The organism is Nonomuraea rhodomycinica (assembly GCF_013363995.1).
GTDB lineage: Bacteria > Actinomycetota > Actinomycetes > Streptosporangiales > Streptosporangiaceae > Nonomuraea > Nonomuraea rhodomycinica.
In genome coordinates, this window is sequence record NZ_JABWGO010000003.1 from 424374 (window position 1) to 438676 (window position 14303).

17 protein-coding genes are annotated in these 14303 nt (G+C 73.6%); 6 read left to right on the forward strand and 11 right to left on the reverse strand.

The features are described 5' to 3' along the window. Positions 1 to 195: 195 nt before the first annotated feature. Positions 196 to 786, reverse strand: a complete 591-nt coding sequence (locus tag HT134_RS17740; RefSeq protein ID WP_175601471.1) for a CAP family protein — start codon at positions 784 to 786, stop codon at positions 196 to 198. A gap of 378 nt (positions 787 to 1164) precedes the next feature. On the opposite strand from HT134_RS17740, the gene HT134_RS17745 reads away from it, so the two are divergent. After that, the gene (locus HT134_RS17745; protein WP_175601472.1) at positions 1165 to 2085 is read left to right on the forward strand and encodes a Sco1979 family transcriptional regulator; all 921 of its coding nucleotides are present in this window, start codon (positions 1165 to 1167) and stop codon (positions 2083 to 2085) included. A 38-nt stretch (positions 2086 to 2123) separates the two neighbouring features. Here HT134_RS17745 and HT134_RS17750 read toward each other — a convergent pair whose 3' ends face one another. From HT134_RS17750 to HT134_RS17770, 5 genes are all read right to left on the reverse strand, one after another. Beyond that, a complete protein-coding gene (locus HT134_RS17750) occupies positions 2124 to 2927 on the reverse strand; it encodes an SAM-dependent methyltransferase (protein WP_175601473.1) in 804 nt (267 codons plus the stop codon). A 96-nt stretch (positions 2928 to 3023) separates the two neighbouring features. Continuing rightward, on the reverse strand, positions 3024 to 4199 hold the full coding sequence (locus HT134_RS17755) for an MFS transporter (RefSeq protein ID WP_175601474.1): 1176 nt from the start codon (positions 4197 to 4199) through the stop codon (positions 3024 to 3026). A 195-nt stretch (positions 4200 to 4394) separates the two neighbouring features. After that, positions 4395 to 4871: an RrF2 family transcriptional regulator gene (locus HT134_RS17760; protein ID WP_175601475.1), complete on the reverse strand. Its 477-nt coding sequence runs from the start codon at positions 4869 to 4871 to the stop codon at positions 4395 to 4397. Between the two features lie 65 nt (positions 4872 to 4936). After that, positions 4937 to 5500 carry a hemerythrin domain-containing protein gene (locus HT134_RS17765; RefSeq protein WP_175601476.1) on the reverse strand — a complete coding sequence of 188 codons (564 nt, stop codon included), beginning with the start codon at positions 5498 to 5500 and terminating at the stop codon, positions 4937 to 4939. Positions 5501 to 5534: 34 nt separating this feature from the next. Next, entirely contained in the window at positions 5535 to 6599 is a 1065-nt protein-coding gene (locus tag HT134_RS17770; protein ID WP_175601477.1) for an Lrp/AsnC family transcriptional regulator, read from the reverse strand. A gap of 133 nt (positions 6600 to 6732) precedes the next feature. Here HT134_RS17770 and HT134_RS17775 point away from each other — a divergent pair, with 133 nt between their 5' ends. After that, positions 6733 to 8340, forward strand: coding sequence for an MFS transporter (locus tag HT134_RS17775; RefSeq protein ID WP_175601478.1), 1608 nt, complete (start codon positions 6733 to 6735; stop codon positions 8338 to 8340). A gap of 80 nt (positions 8341 to 8420) precedes the next feature. Next, positions 8421 to 8549, forward strand: a complete 129-nt coding sequence (locus HT134_RS47015) for a hypothetical protein (RefSeq protein WP_281387536.1) — start codon at positions 8421 to 8423, stop codon at positions 8547 to 8549. Between the two features lie 34 nt (positions 8550 to 8583). On the opposite strand, the gene HT134_RS17780 is transcribed toward HT134_RS47015, so the two are convergent. Beyond that, positions 8584 to 9423: a DUF998 domain-containing protein gene (locus tag HT134_RS17780; RefSeq protein WP_175601479.1), complete on the reverse strand. Its 840-nt coding sequence runs from the start codon at positions 9421 to 9423 to the stop codon at positions 8584 to 8586. Positions 9424 to 9547: 124 nt separating this feature from the next. Here HT134_RS17780 and HT134_RS17785 point away from each other — a divergent pair, with 124 nt between their 5' ends. Continuing rightward, a complete protein-coding gene (locus HT134_RS17785; protein ID WP_175601480.1) occupies positions 9548 to 10003 on the forward strand; it encodes a GbsR/MarR family transcriptional regulator in 456 nt (151 codons plus the stop codon). Beyond that, positions 10000 to 11172, forward strand: a complete 1173-nt coding sequence (locus tag HT134_RS17790) for an FAD-dependent monooxygenase (RefSeq protein ID WP_175601481.1) — start codon at positions 10000 to 10002, stop codon at positions 11170 to 11172. The genes HT134_RS17785 and HT134_RS17790 overlap by 4 nt, the downstream gene beginning before the upstream one ends. 85 nt (positions 11173 to 11257) lie before the next feature. Here the strand turns inward: HT134_RS17790 and HT134_RS17795 are convergent, their stop codons facing one another. Then, positions 11258 to 11887 (reverse strand): recombinase family protein, encoded by a 630-nt coding sequence (locus HT134_RS17795; RefSeq protein WP_175601482.1) that lies wholly within the window; start codon positions 11885 to 11887, stop codon positions 11258 to 11260. A 2-nt stretch (positions 11888 to 11889) separates the two neighbouring features. Between HT134_RS17795 and HT134_RS17800 the strand changes: the two genes are divergently transcribed. Then, entirely contained in the window at positions 11890 to 12294 is a 405-nt protein-coding gene (locus HT134_RS17800) for a hypothetical protein (protein WP_175601483.1), read from the forward strand. Here HT134_RS17800 and HT134_RS17805 read toward each other — a convergent pair. The 3 genes from HT134_RS17805 to HT134_RS17815 all read right to left on the reverse strand — a co-directional run bounded on the left by HT134_RS17805 (position 12291) and on the right by HT134_RS17815 (position 14238). Continuing rightward, on the reverse strand, positions 12291 to 13124 hold the full coding sequence (locus HT134_RS17805; protein WP_175601484.1) for an alpha/beta fold hydrolase: 834 nt from the start codon (positions 13122 to 13124) through the stop codon (positions 12291 to 12293). The two genes, HT134_RS17800 and HT134_RS17805, sit on opposite strands and share 4 nt — an antisense overlap. 238 nt (positions 13125 to 13362) lie before the next feature. Beyond that, positions 13363 to 13743 (reverse strand): hypothetical protein, encoded by a 381-nt coding sequence (locus tag HT134_RS17810; protein WP_175601485.1) that lies wholly within the window; start codon positions 13741 to 13743, stop codon positions 13363 to 13365. Positions 13744 to 13908: 165 nt separating this feature from the next. After that, a complete protein-coding gene (locus tag HT134_RS17815) occupies positions 13909 to 14238 on the reverse strand; it encodes a hypothetical protein (protein ID WP_175601486.1) in 330 nt (109 codons plus the stop codon). Positions 14239 to 14303: the final 65 nt, after the last annotated feature.

The following is a 14303-nucleotide window of genomic DNA, read 5'->3' on the forward strand; positions in this document are numbered from 1 at the left end:
GCGGTTCTGGCGGCTGCGGGACGCCGTGGGGCCTCCGGCGGTTCTGGCGGCTGCGGGACGCCGTGGGGCCTCCGGCGGTTCTGGCGGCTGCGGGACGACCGCCGGAGGCCGGCCGCCGGCGGCTCGCCGCGGGAGGCGGGAAGGCGCCCGCCCCCGCGGGACGGGCGCTCCCCCCGGGCGGGCCGGTGGGCGGGGTCACCTCCGCGGCAGGACGTTCTCCCGGTAGCGGCCCGTGACGTTGCCCGGAGCCTGGTACGCGCAGACGACATAGGTCTCGTACACGCTGGGCCCCTGTCCCGTGGCCTGGGCGCAGCCGACCTTGGTCGTGCCCTTCCAGACCACCTGGGTGAAGGAGCCCGTGCGCGTGGAGAAGCCGGGGTGGGCGAAGTCGTAGGTGCGGCCGCCGTCGTACCAGCTCTTGACGGCGGCCGTGCAGGACGCCGTCCGGCCCGGCGTGAAGGACCGGTACCAGTGGACGTTCTGGCCGTACTGCCGTGACGCCGGCTGGCTGCGGGTGCCCTCCAGGCCGTCGTAGCGGGTTATCTGGTCCGCCCGCTGTTTGGCGTAGGCGACGAGGGCCTGGTCGGTCGTGAGGTTCGGCGCCCCGTGGCGTGCCCGGTAGGCGTTGTGGGCCGTGAGGCATTCGTTCTGGAAGGCCGTGTCCGTGCGGGAGGGCAGGGGCGGGCGGGCCGAGGCCGCCTCGGCCGGTCCCGCCAGGGCCACGAGTGAGGCCAGTGCGCTCACGGCCGTCGCCGCCTTGATCGTCCGCGCGGTGGGTCGGGGCATCTCCACTCCAATCGGTCCATCGCCCCGGTCGGGCCGTCGTGCCTGATCAGAGGCGAGGCGAAGGACAGATCGAAGATCGCATCCCGGTGACGGCCCGCGCGATGTCGGCGAGAGATACGGGATGGCCTGCGGTTTTGCGGCGTGTCCCCTGTAACGGTCGCGGAGCCGTCCACGAAGCCCGGGCACAAGCCACATAGCGGACGATCATGCGGGCTTTTTGCCGGATAAATGGTTCATCGCCCGATTGTGCGCATGGCCTAGTCGTGGCGGCTGCGTGCATTGCGGGGAAATGCCCGTGCGCGCGGAAATGGCACGCGACCGGAAGGCGTGGCAGGATGGATCGGTCGGGCTGCCGCGATTTGCTAATTTTGGAGCATTATGTCGACTGCTCGGGACAGGGGCGACGTGGCCGGAGTCCCGGACACCGGAATTGCGGGCCGGATTCCCCGCCATTCCGGGCCGACCGCGCTGCGCATCCTGGTGGGCGCGCACCTGCGCCGGCTGCGGGAGGCCCGCAACATCAGCCGCGAGGAGGCCGGATACCTCATCCGGGGCTCCCATTCCAAGATCAGCCGTCTGGAGCTCGGCCGCACCGGGTTCAAGCTGCGCGACGTGGCCGACCTGCTCACCCTGTACGGCGCGGACGACTCCGAGCGGGCGACGCTGCTGGCGATGGCCGAGCAGGCCAACGCCCCCGCCTGGTGGCAGGACTACCGCGACGTGGTGCCCTACTGGTTCGAGGACTACCTCGGGCTGGAGCGCGACGCGTCGCTGATCCGCACGTACGAGATCCAGTACGTGCCCGGCCTGCTGCAGACCGAGGACTACGCCCGCGCGGTGATCCAGCAGGGACGCGAGCGGGAGCCGGTCGAGGAGGTCGAGCGCCGGGTCCAGGTGCGCCTGCGCCGCCAGCAGATCCTCAGGTCCGCGGCCCCGCCGAAGCTGTGGGCGGTGATAGACGAGGGCGCCCTGCGCCGCGAGGTGGCCCCGCCGGAGACGATGCGCGCCCAGTTGGAGCACCTGGCGAGGCTGGCCGAGCTGCCGCACGTCACGATCCAGGTGCTCACGTTCAGCTCCGGCGGCCCGGTCGGCGGCGTCGGCCCGGTCACGGTCCTGCGCTTCGCCCCCGCCGGGCTGGACGACGTCGTCTACCTGGAGCAGATCGCCGGGGCGCAGTACCTCACCCGCAAGCAGGACGCCCTGCCGTACCAGCATCTGCTGGACCAGCTCGTGCTGCACGCGCGGCCCTCGGCGGCGACGCCGGCCATCCTGCGGATGCTCGCCGCCGCCACGATCTGACGGCGGGAACGGCCTGACGGTCGAGGCCGGAGGCCGGGTCAGGGCTTGCGGCCCACGCCGCAGAAGGCGTCCACCTCGTCCGGCACGCCGAACACGCCCGCCTCGACCCGCCAGCGCGACACCGACACGACGCCGGGCTCCACCAGCTCCAGCCCGTCGAAGAACCGGCCGATCTCGCCGGGGGCGCGCAGCCGGTAGGAGTAGACCTTGCCCTCGTCGCGCATGCGCTCGGCCTCGGCGGCGGCGTCGGGGTTGACCGTGTTGGTGCCGTCCTCGAACACCAGGTAGCTGCCCGGGGCCAGCGCGTCCATCAGATGCCCGACCAGCCGGTACGCGTGGTCGTCGTCGAAGATCGTGCCCATCACGCCGAGGAGCATGAGCGCGGTCGGGCGGGTGAGGTCCAGGGTCTTGGCGGCGAAGTCCAGGATGGCGTCCGGGTCGCGCACGTCGGCCTCGATGTAGTCGCAGGCGCCGAGGGGGTGGCTGGTGAGCAGCGCCTGGGCGTGGACGAGTACGAGGGGGTCGTTGTCGACGTACACGATGCGGCAGCTCGGGTCCACCCGCTGCGCGACCTCATGGGTGTTGTCCACGGTCGGCAGCCCCGTACCGATATCCAGAAATTGTCGTATTCCTGCCTCTTCGGCGAGATAACGCACTGCGCGCCCCAGGAACGCCCGGGTGTGCCGGGCGATGTCCTCCATGCCTGGATAGACCTCGCGCAGTTGGGCGGCGAGTTCGCGGTCGACCGGGTAGTTGTCCTTTCCGCCCAGCCAGTAATTCCACACCCGCGCCTGGTGCGGCCTGGTGATGTCGATCCGGGGGAGAGGCGCCTCGTCGGCCACGACATTCTCCTCATGTGTCGGTATCTGTCGGCAAACAAACCTAATACTGGGCGTTTTTCCGCGCCACCGATGATCGACGGCGAGATCATCGGGCGTTCAGCGGTGGCGGCGCGTGGCGAGCAGGTACCCGAGGGCCGCCACGGCCAGCGCGGCGTGGACGGCGAGCGCGACCGCCGGGCCCGCGGGGAGCAGGACGCCGCCGAGGGCGGTGCCCAGGGCGATGCCCGCGTACATCGCGGAGGCGTTGAGCCCGACGACGACGGCGGTCTCCCGCGGCGCCGCCGCGATCAGCCGCACCTGCTGCGCCGGGGTCTGCGACCAGGTGCTCGCGCCCCACGCCGCCAGCAGCAGCGCGGTCAGCGGGAGCCACGTCATGCCGGCGTGCGCCGCCCAGGCCAGCGCGGCCAGCGAGCCCGCGATCGCCGCGTACCCGGTGGCCAGGACCGGGACCGGGCCGCGCCGGTCCACCGCCGTGCCGGCCACGGCGTTCCCGGCCACCGCCCCGGCGCCGTACACGAACAGCAGCCAGGTCTCCGCGGCCGGCCCCGCGCCGAGGGCGCGCAGCAGCGGGACGGTGTACGCGTACAGGCCGTAGCTGCCGGCCAGGCCGAGCACGGTCAGCGGCAGCACGGCGACCACGCCGGGGCGGCGCAGCGTCGCCAGCCGCTCGCGCAACGGCACCCGCGGGTGGCCCGGCAGCGGCGGCAGGGCGACGCGCACCCCGGCCGCGGCGAGCAGGCAGAGCGCGGCCACGAGCCCGAGGGCCGAGCGCCAGTCCAGCAGCCGGCCCGCGAGGTTGCCGAGGGGGACGCCGACGGCGGTGGCGACGGTCAGGCCGCCCACCACCACGGCCAGCGCGCGGGCCCGCCGCTCGGGCGCGACCAGCGCGGCGGCCACGGCGCCCGCGTTCGGCGTGAAGACGGCCGCGCCGGCGGCGGCCGCCATGCGCGTGGCCATCAGCGCCGCGTAGCCGGGCGCGAGCGCCGAGCCGAGGTTGGCCAGCGCGAGGAGCAGCAGCGCGCCGACGAGGAGCGGGCGGCGCGGGAGGCGGGAGGTGAGCGTGGCCAGGACGGGGGAGAGCACGGCGTAGGTGACGGCGAAGGCGGTGGCGCTCTGCCCGGCGGCGCTTTCGGAGACGCCGAGGGAGCGGGCCATGGCGGGCAGGAACCCGGCCACCACGTACGCGTCGGTGCCGACGGCGAACGTGCCGAGCGCGAGGATCAGCGTCCGGCGGAGGCGGTAGGGGGCGCGAACAACCAGGACATCTGACATCCCTGTTTCCTTTCTGGGGCGGCGGGGGACCGGGGCGGGCGATGCGCCGGACAGGCCGAGTCGGATCCGGAGGGGAGAAGCGGGCGGCGAGGCGGCGCGGCGTCGGCTCCGGCGCGGAGGGCTGAGGTGGCGCGGGGTCGGCTCCGGCGCGGAGGGGTGAGGTGGCGTGCGGGGGCGGTCCTCGGCGGGGCGGCGTCAGCCGGTCATGCGGCTGTAGTTGCGGCGGGTGCGCGCGGCGCCCGCCGGGGCGTGCGCCATCAGGTCGGCGATCGTCTGGGCGGCCAGCTCCCGCCGCCAGGCCAGCTCGGCGCGGCGCATCGCGGTCGCGATCCCGCACGGGCGGGCGAACTCGTTCCCGGCGCCCTCGCCGCCCACGCCCCGCTGCCGGATCTCGTCGCAGCGGAACGGCTCCAGCGGCCCCTGCAGGGCGGTGACGACGTCCATGAGGGTGATCCGCTCCGGCGGCCGGGCCAGGGAGAAGCCGCCCTTGACCCCCGGCGTGGAGGCCAGGATGCCGGCCCGGGTGAGGGCCTGCAGGCGCTTCTTCAGGTACTCCTGCGGCAGGTCGAACCAGGCGGCCAGCTTGCGGATCGACACCGGCCCCTCGTCACGCAGCCAGGCCAGGGTCACGCAGCAGTGCAGGCCCCACTCGACTCCTTCGCCCATGTGCATACCGGGACTATAGATGTCCCCGTTCGGGGGATGCCAACCCGGGGGGTCACCCCGGGCCGGTCAGGTCAGGACTTGCCGCGGCCGGTGAGGGCGTCCCTCAGGCGGTCCACCAGGCCCGCCCCGGGCGCCAGCAGCTTGTTGAACGGCGGCTTGTCCGGCGCGGACGGGTGAGGCCGGGTGGGTGCCACCTTCTTGGCCCGCTCCACCTTGGCCCCCAGCTCGGTGAGCTCCTCCGCGGGGCAGGACGCCCGCAGCTTCGGGAACAGGTCCCCCTCCTCCTCCTGGACGTGGTGGCGGATCTCCCGCATCAGCTTCTGCATGACGGGCCAGAAGTCCTCGTCGCGCGGCTCCAGCGCCTCCAGCCGCTTCATGGTCTCCTCGGCCTCGGCGTGCTCGGCGATCTCGTGATCGGCCAGCTCGTCGCCGCCCTCGACGAACTTGCGCACCGCCGGGTACAGGTACGCCTCCTCGGCCACCGAGTGGCGTACGAGCTCGATGACGACCTGCTCGGCCAGCGTCTTCGGCCGCTCGTCGACGGCGCCGACCATCGTCTCCAGCTCCGCGAACATCTGCTCCACCTCGCGGTGGTCGGTCACCAGCACGCTGATCACGTCTTGCTGCTCGGTCATGCCGCTCCTCCTCGAACGTCCGCCCCGGTCTGCCTCACGCACCTGCCCACCCTGTCCGGGCCAAACGCGTCCCGTCGGCGGGGAGGTGGCCGGCCGCCTTGAGCGTGGCGTGGACGGGGGCGGTCTCCAGCGTCCGTACGCCGCCGACGGCGCCGAGCCGGTGGACGAGGTACCGGTGCAGGTCGGCGGGGCCCGAGCACAGCGCGCAGGCGAGCAGGTTCGTGCCCCCGGTCGTGGCGATGACCGTGGCCAGCTCGTGGTGGCCGGCCAGGGTGGTGGCCACCCGTTCCAGGTCGCCGGGCGCGACCGCCATCCACAGCAGGGCCTGGGTCGTGACGCCGTACGCGGAGGCGTCGATCTCCACGTCGAAGAACAGGGTGCCGCGGGCGCGCAGGTCGGCCAGGCGGCGCGCCACCGTGGCCTGGGACCAGCCGGTGACGGCGGCCAGGTCGGCGTGGGGCGCCCGGCCGTCGTGGCGGAGCGCGTCGATCAGCGCGTGGTCCGCCCCCGTCAGCCGGGGCGGACCGGAGGCCGCGGGCGGACTCCCGCCGGACCGGTTCCCGCCGGACCGGTTCCCAGCGGACGGGTTCCCGCCGGACGGGTTCCCGGCGGAGGGCAGGGCGGGGCGCAGCAGCTCCCGCTGCGCGTGGTCGAGGGTCTGGAGGCGCCCGTGCCAGGCGGCGGGCCCGCCCAGGTACGTGTGGAGCACGCAGTGGGCCGAGACCGCGGTGATGCCGGCCCGCCGGGGGACGTCGTGCAGCAAGGGCGGGCTGGTCGCGTCGGGCGCGTGGACCATCGCGAAGATCTCCGTGCCGCCGGAGGTGAGCTTGACCCAGGAGGTGTCGGCGCGGCGGGCCAGCGAGTGGGCCAGGGGCCGGGCGGCGGCCGGCGTGGTGCTCAGGCGCACCACCCACTGGGTGTGCCCCGAGCGGCCGTGGTCGGCCAGCCCCACCACGCGCAGCCCGGCCTCGCGGCGCAACCGCCGGTAGCGCCGCGTCACCGTCTGCGGCGACACGCCCAGGACCTCGGCGACCCGGCTGAACGGGGCCCGGCCGTCGATGTGCAGGGCGTGCACCAGCGCGCGATCCACGTCATCCATGTGACCAGGATTCCTCACATTCGAGGCTGTTCGCGGCGAAAATCCGCACCTGATGCCACTTGGCTGGAAGGCGCGCGCCCGCCCGCCCGACCCTGTTCCCGCACGAACGAGCACCTGAGGAAGAGGGAGAGCGATGCTCCTCCACCATGACGGCCGCCACCGTGACGGTGGCGCCGGTCGCCGGCGCTGGGCCGGGCTGGCCGCGCTGCTGGTCGCCGAGGCCATGAACCTGCTCGACGCGACGATCGTCACGGTCGCCGCGCCGGTCGTCCGCGCCGACCTGGGCGGCGACGCCTCCGCCATCCCCTGGTTCAACGCCGCCTACACGTTGCCGTTCGCGGTGCTGCTGATCACCGGCGGGCGGCTGGGCGACCTGGCCGGACGGCGGCGGGTGTTCGCGCTGGGCGTGGCCGGGTTCGCGCTCGCGTCGGCCGCCTGCGCGCTCGCGCCGGACGTGGGGACGCTCATCGGCCTGCGCGCGGTCCAGGGGGCCGCAGCGGCGCTGGTGATCCCGCAGACCATCGGGCTGATCCGGGCGATGTTCGACGGCGCCGAGCTGGCCCGGGCCATGGGGAGCATCGGGCCGGTGATGGGGCTGGCCGCCGTCGCCGGGCCCGTGCTCGGCGCCGTGCTCACGCACGCCGACCTGTTCGGGTCGTCGTGGCGGGCGGCGTTCCTGGTCAACGTCCCGCTGGCCGCCGCCGTGCTCGCCGCCGTCCCGCTGCTCCCGGGCCGGGAGACGCCCGCTGGGGCGGGCCGGGAGGCGTCCGCTGGGGCGGGCCGGGAGGCGTCCGCTGGGGCGGGGCGGCCCGGGCTCGACTGGGCGGGGACCGTGATCGCGGCGCTGGGCACCGGCCTGGTCGTCTTCCCCCTCATCCAGGAGGACGCCGCCGGCGGGCCGGCGCAGGGCTGGGCCATGGCGGTCGCGGGCGTCGTGCTCCTCGTGGGCTTCGCCTTCCAGCAGCGCCGCCGGGCGCGGGCCGGGCGCGCGGGGCTGGTGGAGGTGAGCCTGTTCCGCGACCGCGGCTTCCCGGCCGCGCTGGCGACCTCGGCCCTGTTCTTCGCGGCGATGAACGGCCTGTCGCTGGTGGTGGTCCTGGAGGTCCAGCTCGGCCTCGGTCAGGACGTGCTGACCGCCGGGCTCGCCCTGCTGCCCTGGTCGGCGGCGATGGGGATCGCCTCCTGGGTCGCCGGGGCGAGCCTGGTGCCCCGGTACGGGCGGCGGGTGATGTTCACCGGGCTGGCGGTCATGCTCGCGGGCTTGGCGGTCACCGTCATCGCCTACCAGCCGTCCGCGACCGCCGCGTTCACCGGGACCGCCGGAACCGCCGGAACTGCCGGCACCGCCGGGACGCTCGCGATCGTCGCGGCGGGGCTGGCCGTCGCGGGCGCCGGCAACGGCCTGTTCACCACCCCGTTCTTCACCGCCGCCCTGTCCCGGGTCCGCCCCCACGAGACGGGCTCGGCCGCCGGGCTGCTCAACGCCGTCCAGCAGGCCGGCTCGACGCTCGGCACCGCCGTCCTCGGCGGCGCCTACCTGCGCGCCCTGGAAGCCGGGGCGGGCTGGACGGGCGCGGGCGGCGGGCACGTGTCGGCCGCCCGCTGGGCCGTCCTGCTGGGCGCCGGGCTGCTGGCCGCCACGGCCGTCGCCGCCGCCCTCATGCGCGTCGTCCGGCCCGCGCGGGGCCGCGTGCCGAACGATCCCAATCAAGCGCTTGCTAGGCAAGCGGGCGAGGGTTAGTCGGCGGCTGCGCGGCGGCGCCGCCGCCCGCGGCGGTGCCGTTCCCCGCGATGGGGATCACCGGACGGGGGAGTGCCCTGATGGAGTTCAACCACGCCGACCTGTTCGAGGCCCTCGCCGCCACGATGGGCGAGCGCCGGGCCCTGATCAGCCCCGACGCGCGGCCGTCCTCGCCGCGCTCAAGATCCGCGCCGTGCCGGTCAACGTGAACTACCGCTACGTCGAGGACGAGCTGGTCTACCTCTACACCGAGGCGGAGCTGAAGGCGCTGCTGTACGACGGCGAGCTGGCCGGCCGCGTCACCCCGGCCGTCGCCCGGGTCCCGCGGTCCCACGGCCTGACCGGAGACGGTGAGGACGGGCGGCATCTCGCTGAGGGGCGGCTCATCGAGGTGGGGGTGGAGAGGGGGGCGGTGCCCGGAGCCGTCAGGTACGAGGACGCCGTGGCCGGACGGACCGGCTCCGGGCGGGCGGGGGTGCGCGTCCCCGGCCCCCGCCCTGTCAGCAGGGCGAGGTGCTCGAGCAGACCGGCCGGAGCGGGTCGCCAGATGCCGAGCGTGTCGAGGCGGTAGGCGATGCCGGCGGCGAAGGCGAAGATGACGACGAGGGAACCCGAGGCGCGTAGGTAGCGGGTCCAGGCGCGGCTGGACGCGCCCAAGCGTCGGGCGAGGACGAAGGCGGCGCCGCTGAGGCCCGCGAACAGGGCGAGCCCGGCCGCCTGGTGGACGCCTCCGGCGGGGGTGAGGCCTTCCGGCTGTCCGGGCGGGTAGCCGAGGGCGGGGTCGGTGGGCACCAGCCCGGCCACGGCCAGGCCGACGGCTGCGGTGGCGATGAGGGCGGGTCCCCAGGTGGCGCCGCGGCCGGGGTGCAGGGCCCGTCGCAGGCCGATGGCGAACAGGCCCAGCAGCAGGGCGCCGAGCAGGAAGTCGGCGGTCTGGAGCCAGGCGCGCTCGCCCGTGCCGAGCTGGCTGGCGCCGTGGTGCCACAGGCTGTAGGCGGGGCGGGTGGCGCCGTCGGCCCACAGCACGACCGGAACCAGGACGCCGGCGGCCAGGCCGCAGCGCAGCAGCCATGTGGTGGACATAGGGGAAGCCCTCCTTGTTCTCCGCGACGCGCGTCACGGGCCGACCAGACTTCCCGGCTCACCATCTTGTTGGATACACGGACTTTAGCTCATACTGAAACTCGCGAAAAGAGGGAGGGTTCGTGTGGCCGACGACGAACAACTGCTGGAATGGGCTGAGCAGGTCGCCATGCACCTGGCACGCGATGGCGTGCCGCCGATCGCCGGGCGGATCCTGGGCTGGCTGATGGTCTGCGATCCGCCGGAGCAGTCGGCAGGCCAGATCAGCGCCGCCATCGGCGCCAGCCGCGCGTCTTTGACCATGAACCTGCGACTGCTGACCGGCATGGGCTTCCTCACCTGGAGGACCCGGCCGGGCGATCGCACCATGTACTACCGGATGGCCGACGACGCCTGGCAGGCGGTGGTGCGGCAGCAGGTGGCGGGGATCGCCTCATTCCTCGACATCACCCGCCAGGGCCTCGATCTGGTCGGCCCCGACGACGAACGGGCGGCACGCGTCCGCCAAGCGCACGCCACCTTCGCGTGGATGGCCAAGGTGTTCGAACAGGCCCCACCGCTGGACAAGGAGGATTCATGACCGGCCACGCGATCGTGATAGGGGGCGGCATCGGCGGTCTGGCCGCCGCCGTCGCCCTGCGCCGCATCGGCTGGCAGGTGGAGGTGCTGGAGCGCGTGCACGCCTTCGGCGAGGTGGGCGCCGGCTTGTCGCAGTCACCCAACGCGATGCGCGCCCTGGCCGAACTCGGCCTGGCCGAACAGGCCGAGGCGGCGAGCATGCCGACCTGGGCCACCCACGCCATGCGCCTGCCCTCAGGCCGCCACCTGATGCACGCCCCCACCGGCCAGAACCCGCCGCTGCGCGCCTTCCGCCGCGCCGCCCTGCATCGGCTGCTCCGGCAGGCGCTGCCCCAGGACGTGGTGCACACCGGCGTCGAGGTCACCGGCCTGGCCCAGGACTCGGAGAAGGTGACCGTCACCCACACCGCCGGCCGGCAGGACGCCGACCTGGTCGTCGGCGCCGACGGCATCCACAGCCTCACCCGACGCCTGCTGTGGCCGCAGGCCCCCGGCCCGCGATTCCTCGGCTACACCGCCTGGGTCGGCCTGGCCGGCACCTCCCTCCCGGTGCGCGGCAGCATGACCCTGGGCCGCGGCTGCTACTTCCTCATCCACCCCGTCGCGCCGGGCCAGGTCTACTGGGCGCTGGGCAGCGCCGCCGACCAGAGCGGCGTCCGCTTCGACGACGAGCTGGAGCAAGTGCGCCGGCGCGTCGCCGGCTGGCACGACCCGATCCCCGCCCTCCTGCAGGCCACGCCGCCCGAACAGGTCCGCCACCTCGACATCCACGACCTACCCGATCTGCCCGCCTACGCCAGCGGCCGGATCGCCCTGCTCGGCGACGCCGCCCACGCCATGAGCCCTGATCGCGGCCAAGGCGCCGGCCAATCGATCGAAGACGCCGTCGTCCTGGCCGCCGCCCTCGCCGACAACACGCCCGTACCCGCGGCGCTGGCCGCCTACGATGCTCAGCGCCGCCCCCGCACCCAGGCCACCGCCCGCAACGCCCGCCAAGCCGGTCTTCAAGTGATCAACGCAGGGTCGACCGCCCACGCCCTGATCGCTCTCGCCCTCCGGCTCACCCCCTCAACGCTGTGGGCGCGCCTCGCACCCCGCACGCTCGGTCCCCTGTGGGACTGGACACCGCCGACTCTGCCGACAATGCCTGACGCACTCCCACATGGCTGACCCGCCGGGCCTGCCCGAAGGCCGAGTCACCCGAACCTCGGAACCCGTCACCGGTAGGTGATCGGGGGCAGCCACCGTGCTTCTCCTACGCCGAGACCGGCTTGTCGGGATCGAGGTGGCGGTAGATGGTGGCGCGGCTGACGCCGAGCCGGTCGGCGATCTGCTGGACGGTGTAGCGGCGCTTGCCGTCGTCACCCGTCATCCCGTACAACGCGCGAGCCATCTCCACGCCGTGGGAGTCCAGAGCCGGTGGGCGCCCGCCGACGCGGCCGCGCGCTCGGGCCGAGGCGAGCCCTTCGAGGGTGCCCTCGACGATGAGTTCCCGGAGGAACTCGTCGAAGGCGCCGAACATGTGGAACTGCAAGCGCCCTGACGACGTGGAGGTATCGATGCCCTGCTTGAGCACCAGGAGGTCGACCTCGCGCTCGCGAAGCTGCGCCGCCAAGTCCAGCAGGTGGCGCAGCGAGCGGGCGGCGCGCGACAGGCGGGTGATGACCAAGGTGTCGCCGGGCCGGAGATAGTCCAGCGCCTTGTCGAGCTCAGGGCGTCGATCGATCTTCCCAGATGCCTTGTCGACGAAGATCCGGTCGCATCCGGCTGCAGTGAGGGCGTCGCGTTGGCTGGCGGGGTTCTGGTCGCGGGTGGAGACCCGTCCGTAGCCGATACCAGGCCGTCGACCCGCACCCGCCCCCGGCTGGCGAGCGTCCGCCGCCATGCGTGGGCGACCTCGGGGTCGACCGGTGGGTGGGTGCCCCGCCGCAGGCCCAGGATGCCCGCCGCGATCGTGAAGCGTTCGTCCCACGACGCGGCGGCGCGCAGCCTGTCCTCGGCTCGCCCGGCGTCGCGGCCCCAGAAGTCTTCAAGGGCTGCCACCGTCCCGCTGAGCTCGGCCGATGCGCCGAACAACGTGGCCGCCGCGACCGGATCCAGCCGGATCTGGAGCAGCTCGCCGACTCCCCGGCCAGTCGTCCGGAGGTCGCCGGGCAGGAGCCCGACGACGACACTGCCGTGCTCGTGCCGGCCATGCTGACTCCCGGCAACCCAACCGACGGGCGCGGGATCGCGACGTCCACCCAGGCCCGGTCAGGTGACGTCCCGGTCGGCAACACATGCCCAATCTAGGCATCAGGCTTTACGGGTGGTCGCGGCCCCGTTGCAGTGAAGCTCAGCAGCAGTTTGCCGACCGTCTCGGGCGCTTCCAGCATGGGCAGGTGCCCGACGCCTGGCAGCAACTCGACCCGGGCGTTCGGCACCGCTTCGTACCGGTGCGCCGAGGACGGCTCCCAGCGGGGGTCCGCAGCACCGAAGATCACCTGTACGGGGACATCGAGGGCGGCCAGACGCTCGGGCACGCTCCGTTCGGCGATGTAGGCGGTGTTCCGGCGCAGCACCGTCCTCATCACGCGGTAGGTGATGCCCCGTACGTCGGCGACCACGTCGTCCGGGAGGTCCACCGGGCGAACGGCCGTCGCGCCGATCCCCTTGCGGATCATCGCAGCCGAACGCCTCGGCCAAATGAGCGGGCCCAACGGCGGGGCCAGCAGCACCCGAAGAATGAACGGCTGCCGGAGGAGCGCATCCGGACTCGGGCCGCTACTGATCAACGAAAGCGAACCGACGAGGTCGGGACGTCGCTCGGCGAGCGCGGTGGCGACGTAGCCGCCGCTGGAGTGCCCGGCCACGGCGACGTGACGAAGCCCATGGTCGTCCAGCAGCGCCGCCACCTGACCCGCCTGCGCGGGCACGTCATACGACGACGCGGGCGGGGACTGGCCGCAACCCGGCAGGTCGACCCGGATGACGTGATGGTGGCCGGCCAGCGCCGGGACCACTGGACCCCAGAAACCGCCCGAGGCCCCCGATCCGTGGATGAGCAGCAACGGCGGCGCCTGCCGCGGGCCGTCATGGACCACGTGCATCCCATGCGAGTGCTCAATGTCGTATTCACTCATAGGGAGACTGTGCACGGGCGGCCGGCCGCCAGTCTTGGACAAATGTTCCCGCGGAGTCGAAACCCGGGCAGCCGTCACCATGACGGCTGTACCAAGGCCCCAAGACCGGAACACGGGCCCGGCGGGCTCATTCCCGCGCGGCGGGAGCCATGGAGATGTTCCAGAAGCCGGCGTGGCAGCCGCCGCGGCCCGGTGACGGGGATGGCGACAGTGGCCTTGGTGGGGCGGTGGGCATCGATCACCGGTGTGAGGATGTCAAGCAACACGGCAGCCGGGCCAGGGCGTAGGCCGCGGGCGGGTGGTTCTCGGGTGCGGCGGTGGGCTCGTAGTAGGTCCACAGGGTGACGGCGAAGCCGTCGCGGACATGGACGCGGGGCTCGGCCCTCGGATCGAGACCCGCCACCGGGCTGCCGGTCCCGGCGAGGCGCCGGGCGATCTCGACCTCGAAGCCGAGGCGGTGCGAGAGGGGCGCGACCCGGGCGAGCACGCCGCTGGGCCGCAGCCGGACGGCGATCCGGTTCGAGTTGTGCAGCACGGCAACGTCGTCGGCGCCCAAACCGTACTCGGCGGCCGTGTCGACGGCCGCGGCCACCGCCCGCGGGATCTCGGTGTCCTTCATGTGTTCGGTGCCTCTCCCTGCCGGAGCTGATGTGTGTGGCGCAGGCCTTTGGGCCGGCCGATCGTCTGACGCGTCGTGACCAGGCCGGCGCGGCCGGACATAGCGGACCCCGAGGTCGTCGTCCTGTGCCGTCAGGGCCGGTCAAGGAGAGCGCTCACGTCCGGATCATCCCGAGGCAGCGCCGTGCCGGCCGTCGACCCCGGGCGAGAGCGGCGTTGACCTGGTCTGGCGGCTGTCTCGTCCGCCGCGGCCGTTAGCGGAGCGGTCACATCGGCCGGACGGCCCTCTGATCTGATCGCCGCAGGTGGGCGGGCCGAAGCGTTCGCAAAGGCGCTCGAGCCCCAGACCGCTGATGAGCAGGCGTTCCTTGGCGTTGCCGAGCAGGTCGGCGCTCCAGGTGACGAACCCGCCGTCGCCGAGGTTGAGATCGTCTCCAGCCGGGGTGGTGGCGCGGATCTCGAAGCAGGCGTCCCGGTACCGCTCCGAAACGATCACGAACCGCAATCGTGATCTCTCATTCCGCTACCTGGCGGCTGGGGACATGTTCGGGAGCGGAGGGC

Bases quoted from the DNA above. Each gene is read 5' to 3' on its own strand.
- HT134_RS17740 (WP_175601471.1), bottom strand. From the start codon at position 786: ATGCCCCGACCCACCGCGCGGACGATCAAGGCGGCGACGGCCGTGAGC.
- HT134_RS17745 (WP_175601472.1), top strand. From the start codon at position 1,165: ATGTCGACTGCTCGGGACAGGGGCGACGTGGCCGGAGTCCCGGACACC.
- HT134_RS17755 (WP_175601474.1), bottom strand. From the start codon at position 4,199: ATGTCAGATGTCCTGGTTGTTCGCGCCCCCTACCGCCTCCGCCGGACG.
- HT134_RS17760 (WP_175601475.1), bottom strand. From the start codon at position 4,871: ATGCACATGGGCGAAGGAGTCGAGTGGGGCCTGCACTGCTGCGTGACC.
- HT134_RS17765 (WP_175601476.1), bottom strand. From the start codon at position 5,500: ATGACCGAGCAGCAAGACGTGATCAGCGTGCTGGTGACCGACCACCGC.
- HT134_RS17770 (WP_175601477.1), bottom strand. From the start codon at position 6,599: ATGGATGACGTGGATCGCGCGCTGGTGCACGCCCTGCACATCGACGGC.
- HT134_RS17775 (WP_175601478.1), top strand. From the start codon at position 6,733: ATGCTCCTCCACCATGACGGCCGCCACCGTGACGGTGGCGCCGGTCGC.
- HT134_RS47015 (WP_281387536.1), top strand. From the start codon at position 8,421: ATGGAGTTCAACCACGCCGACCTGTTCGAGGCCCTCGCCGCCACGATG.
- HT134_RS17780 (WP_175601479.1), bottom strand. From the start codon at position 9,423: ATGTCCACCACATGGCTGCTGCGCTGCGGCCTGGCCGCCGGCGTCCTG.
- HT134_RS17790 (WP_175601481.1), top strand. From the start codon at position 10,000: ATGACCGGCCACGCGATCGTGATAGGGGGCGGCATCGGCGGTCTGGCC.
- HT134_RS17795 (WP_175601482.1), bottom strand. From the start codon at position 11,887: ATGGCGGCGGACGCTCGCCAGCCGGGGGCGGGTGCGGGTCGACGGCCT.
- HT134_RS17805 (WP_175601484.1), bottom strand. From the start codon at position 13,124: ATGAGTGAATACGACATTGAGCACTCGCATGGGATGCACGTGGTCCAT.
- HT134_RS17810 (WP_175601485.1), bottom strand. From the start codon at position 13,743: ATGAAGGACACCGAGATCCCGCGGGCGGTGGCCGCGGCCGTCGACACG.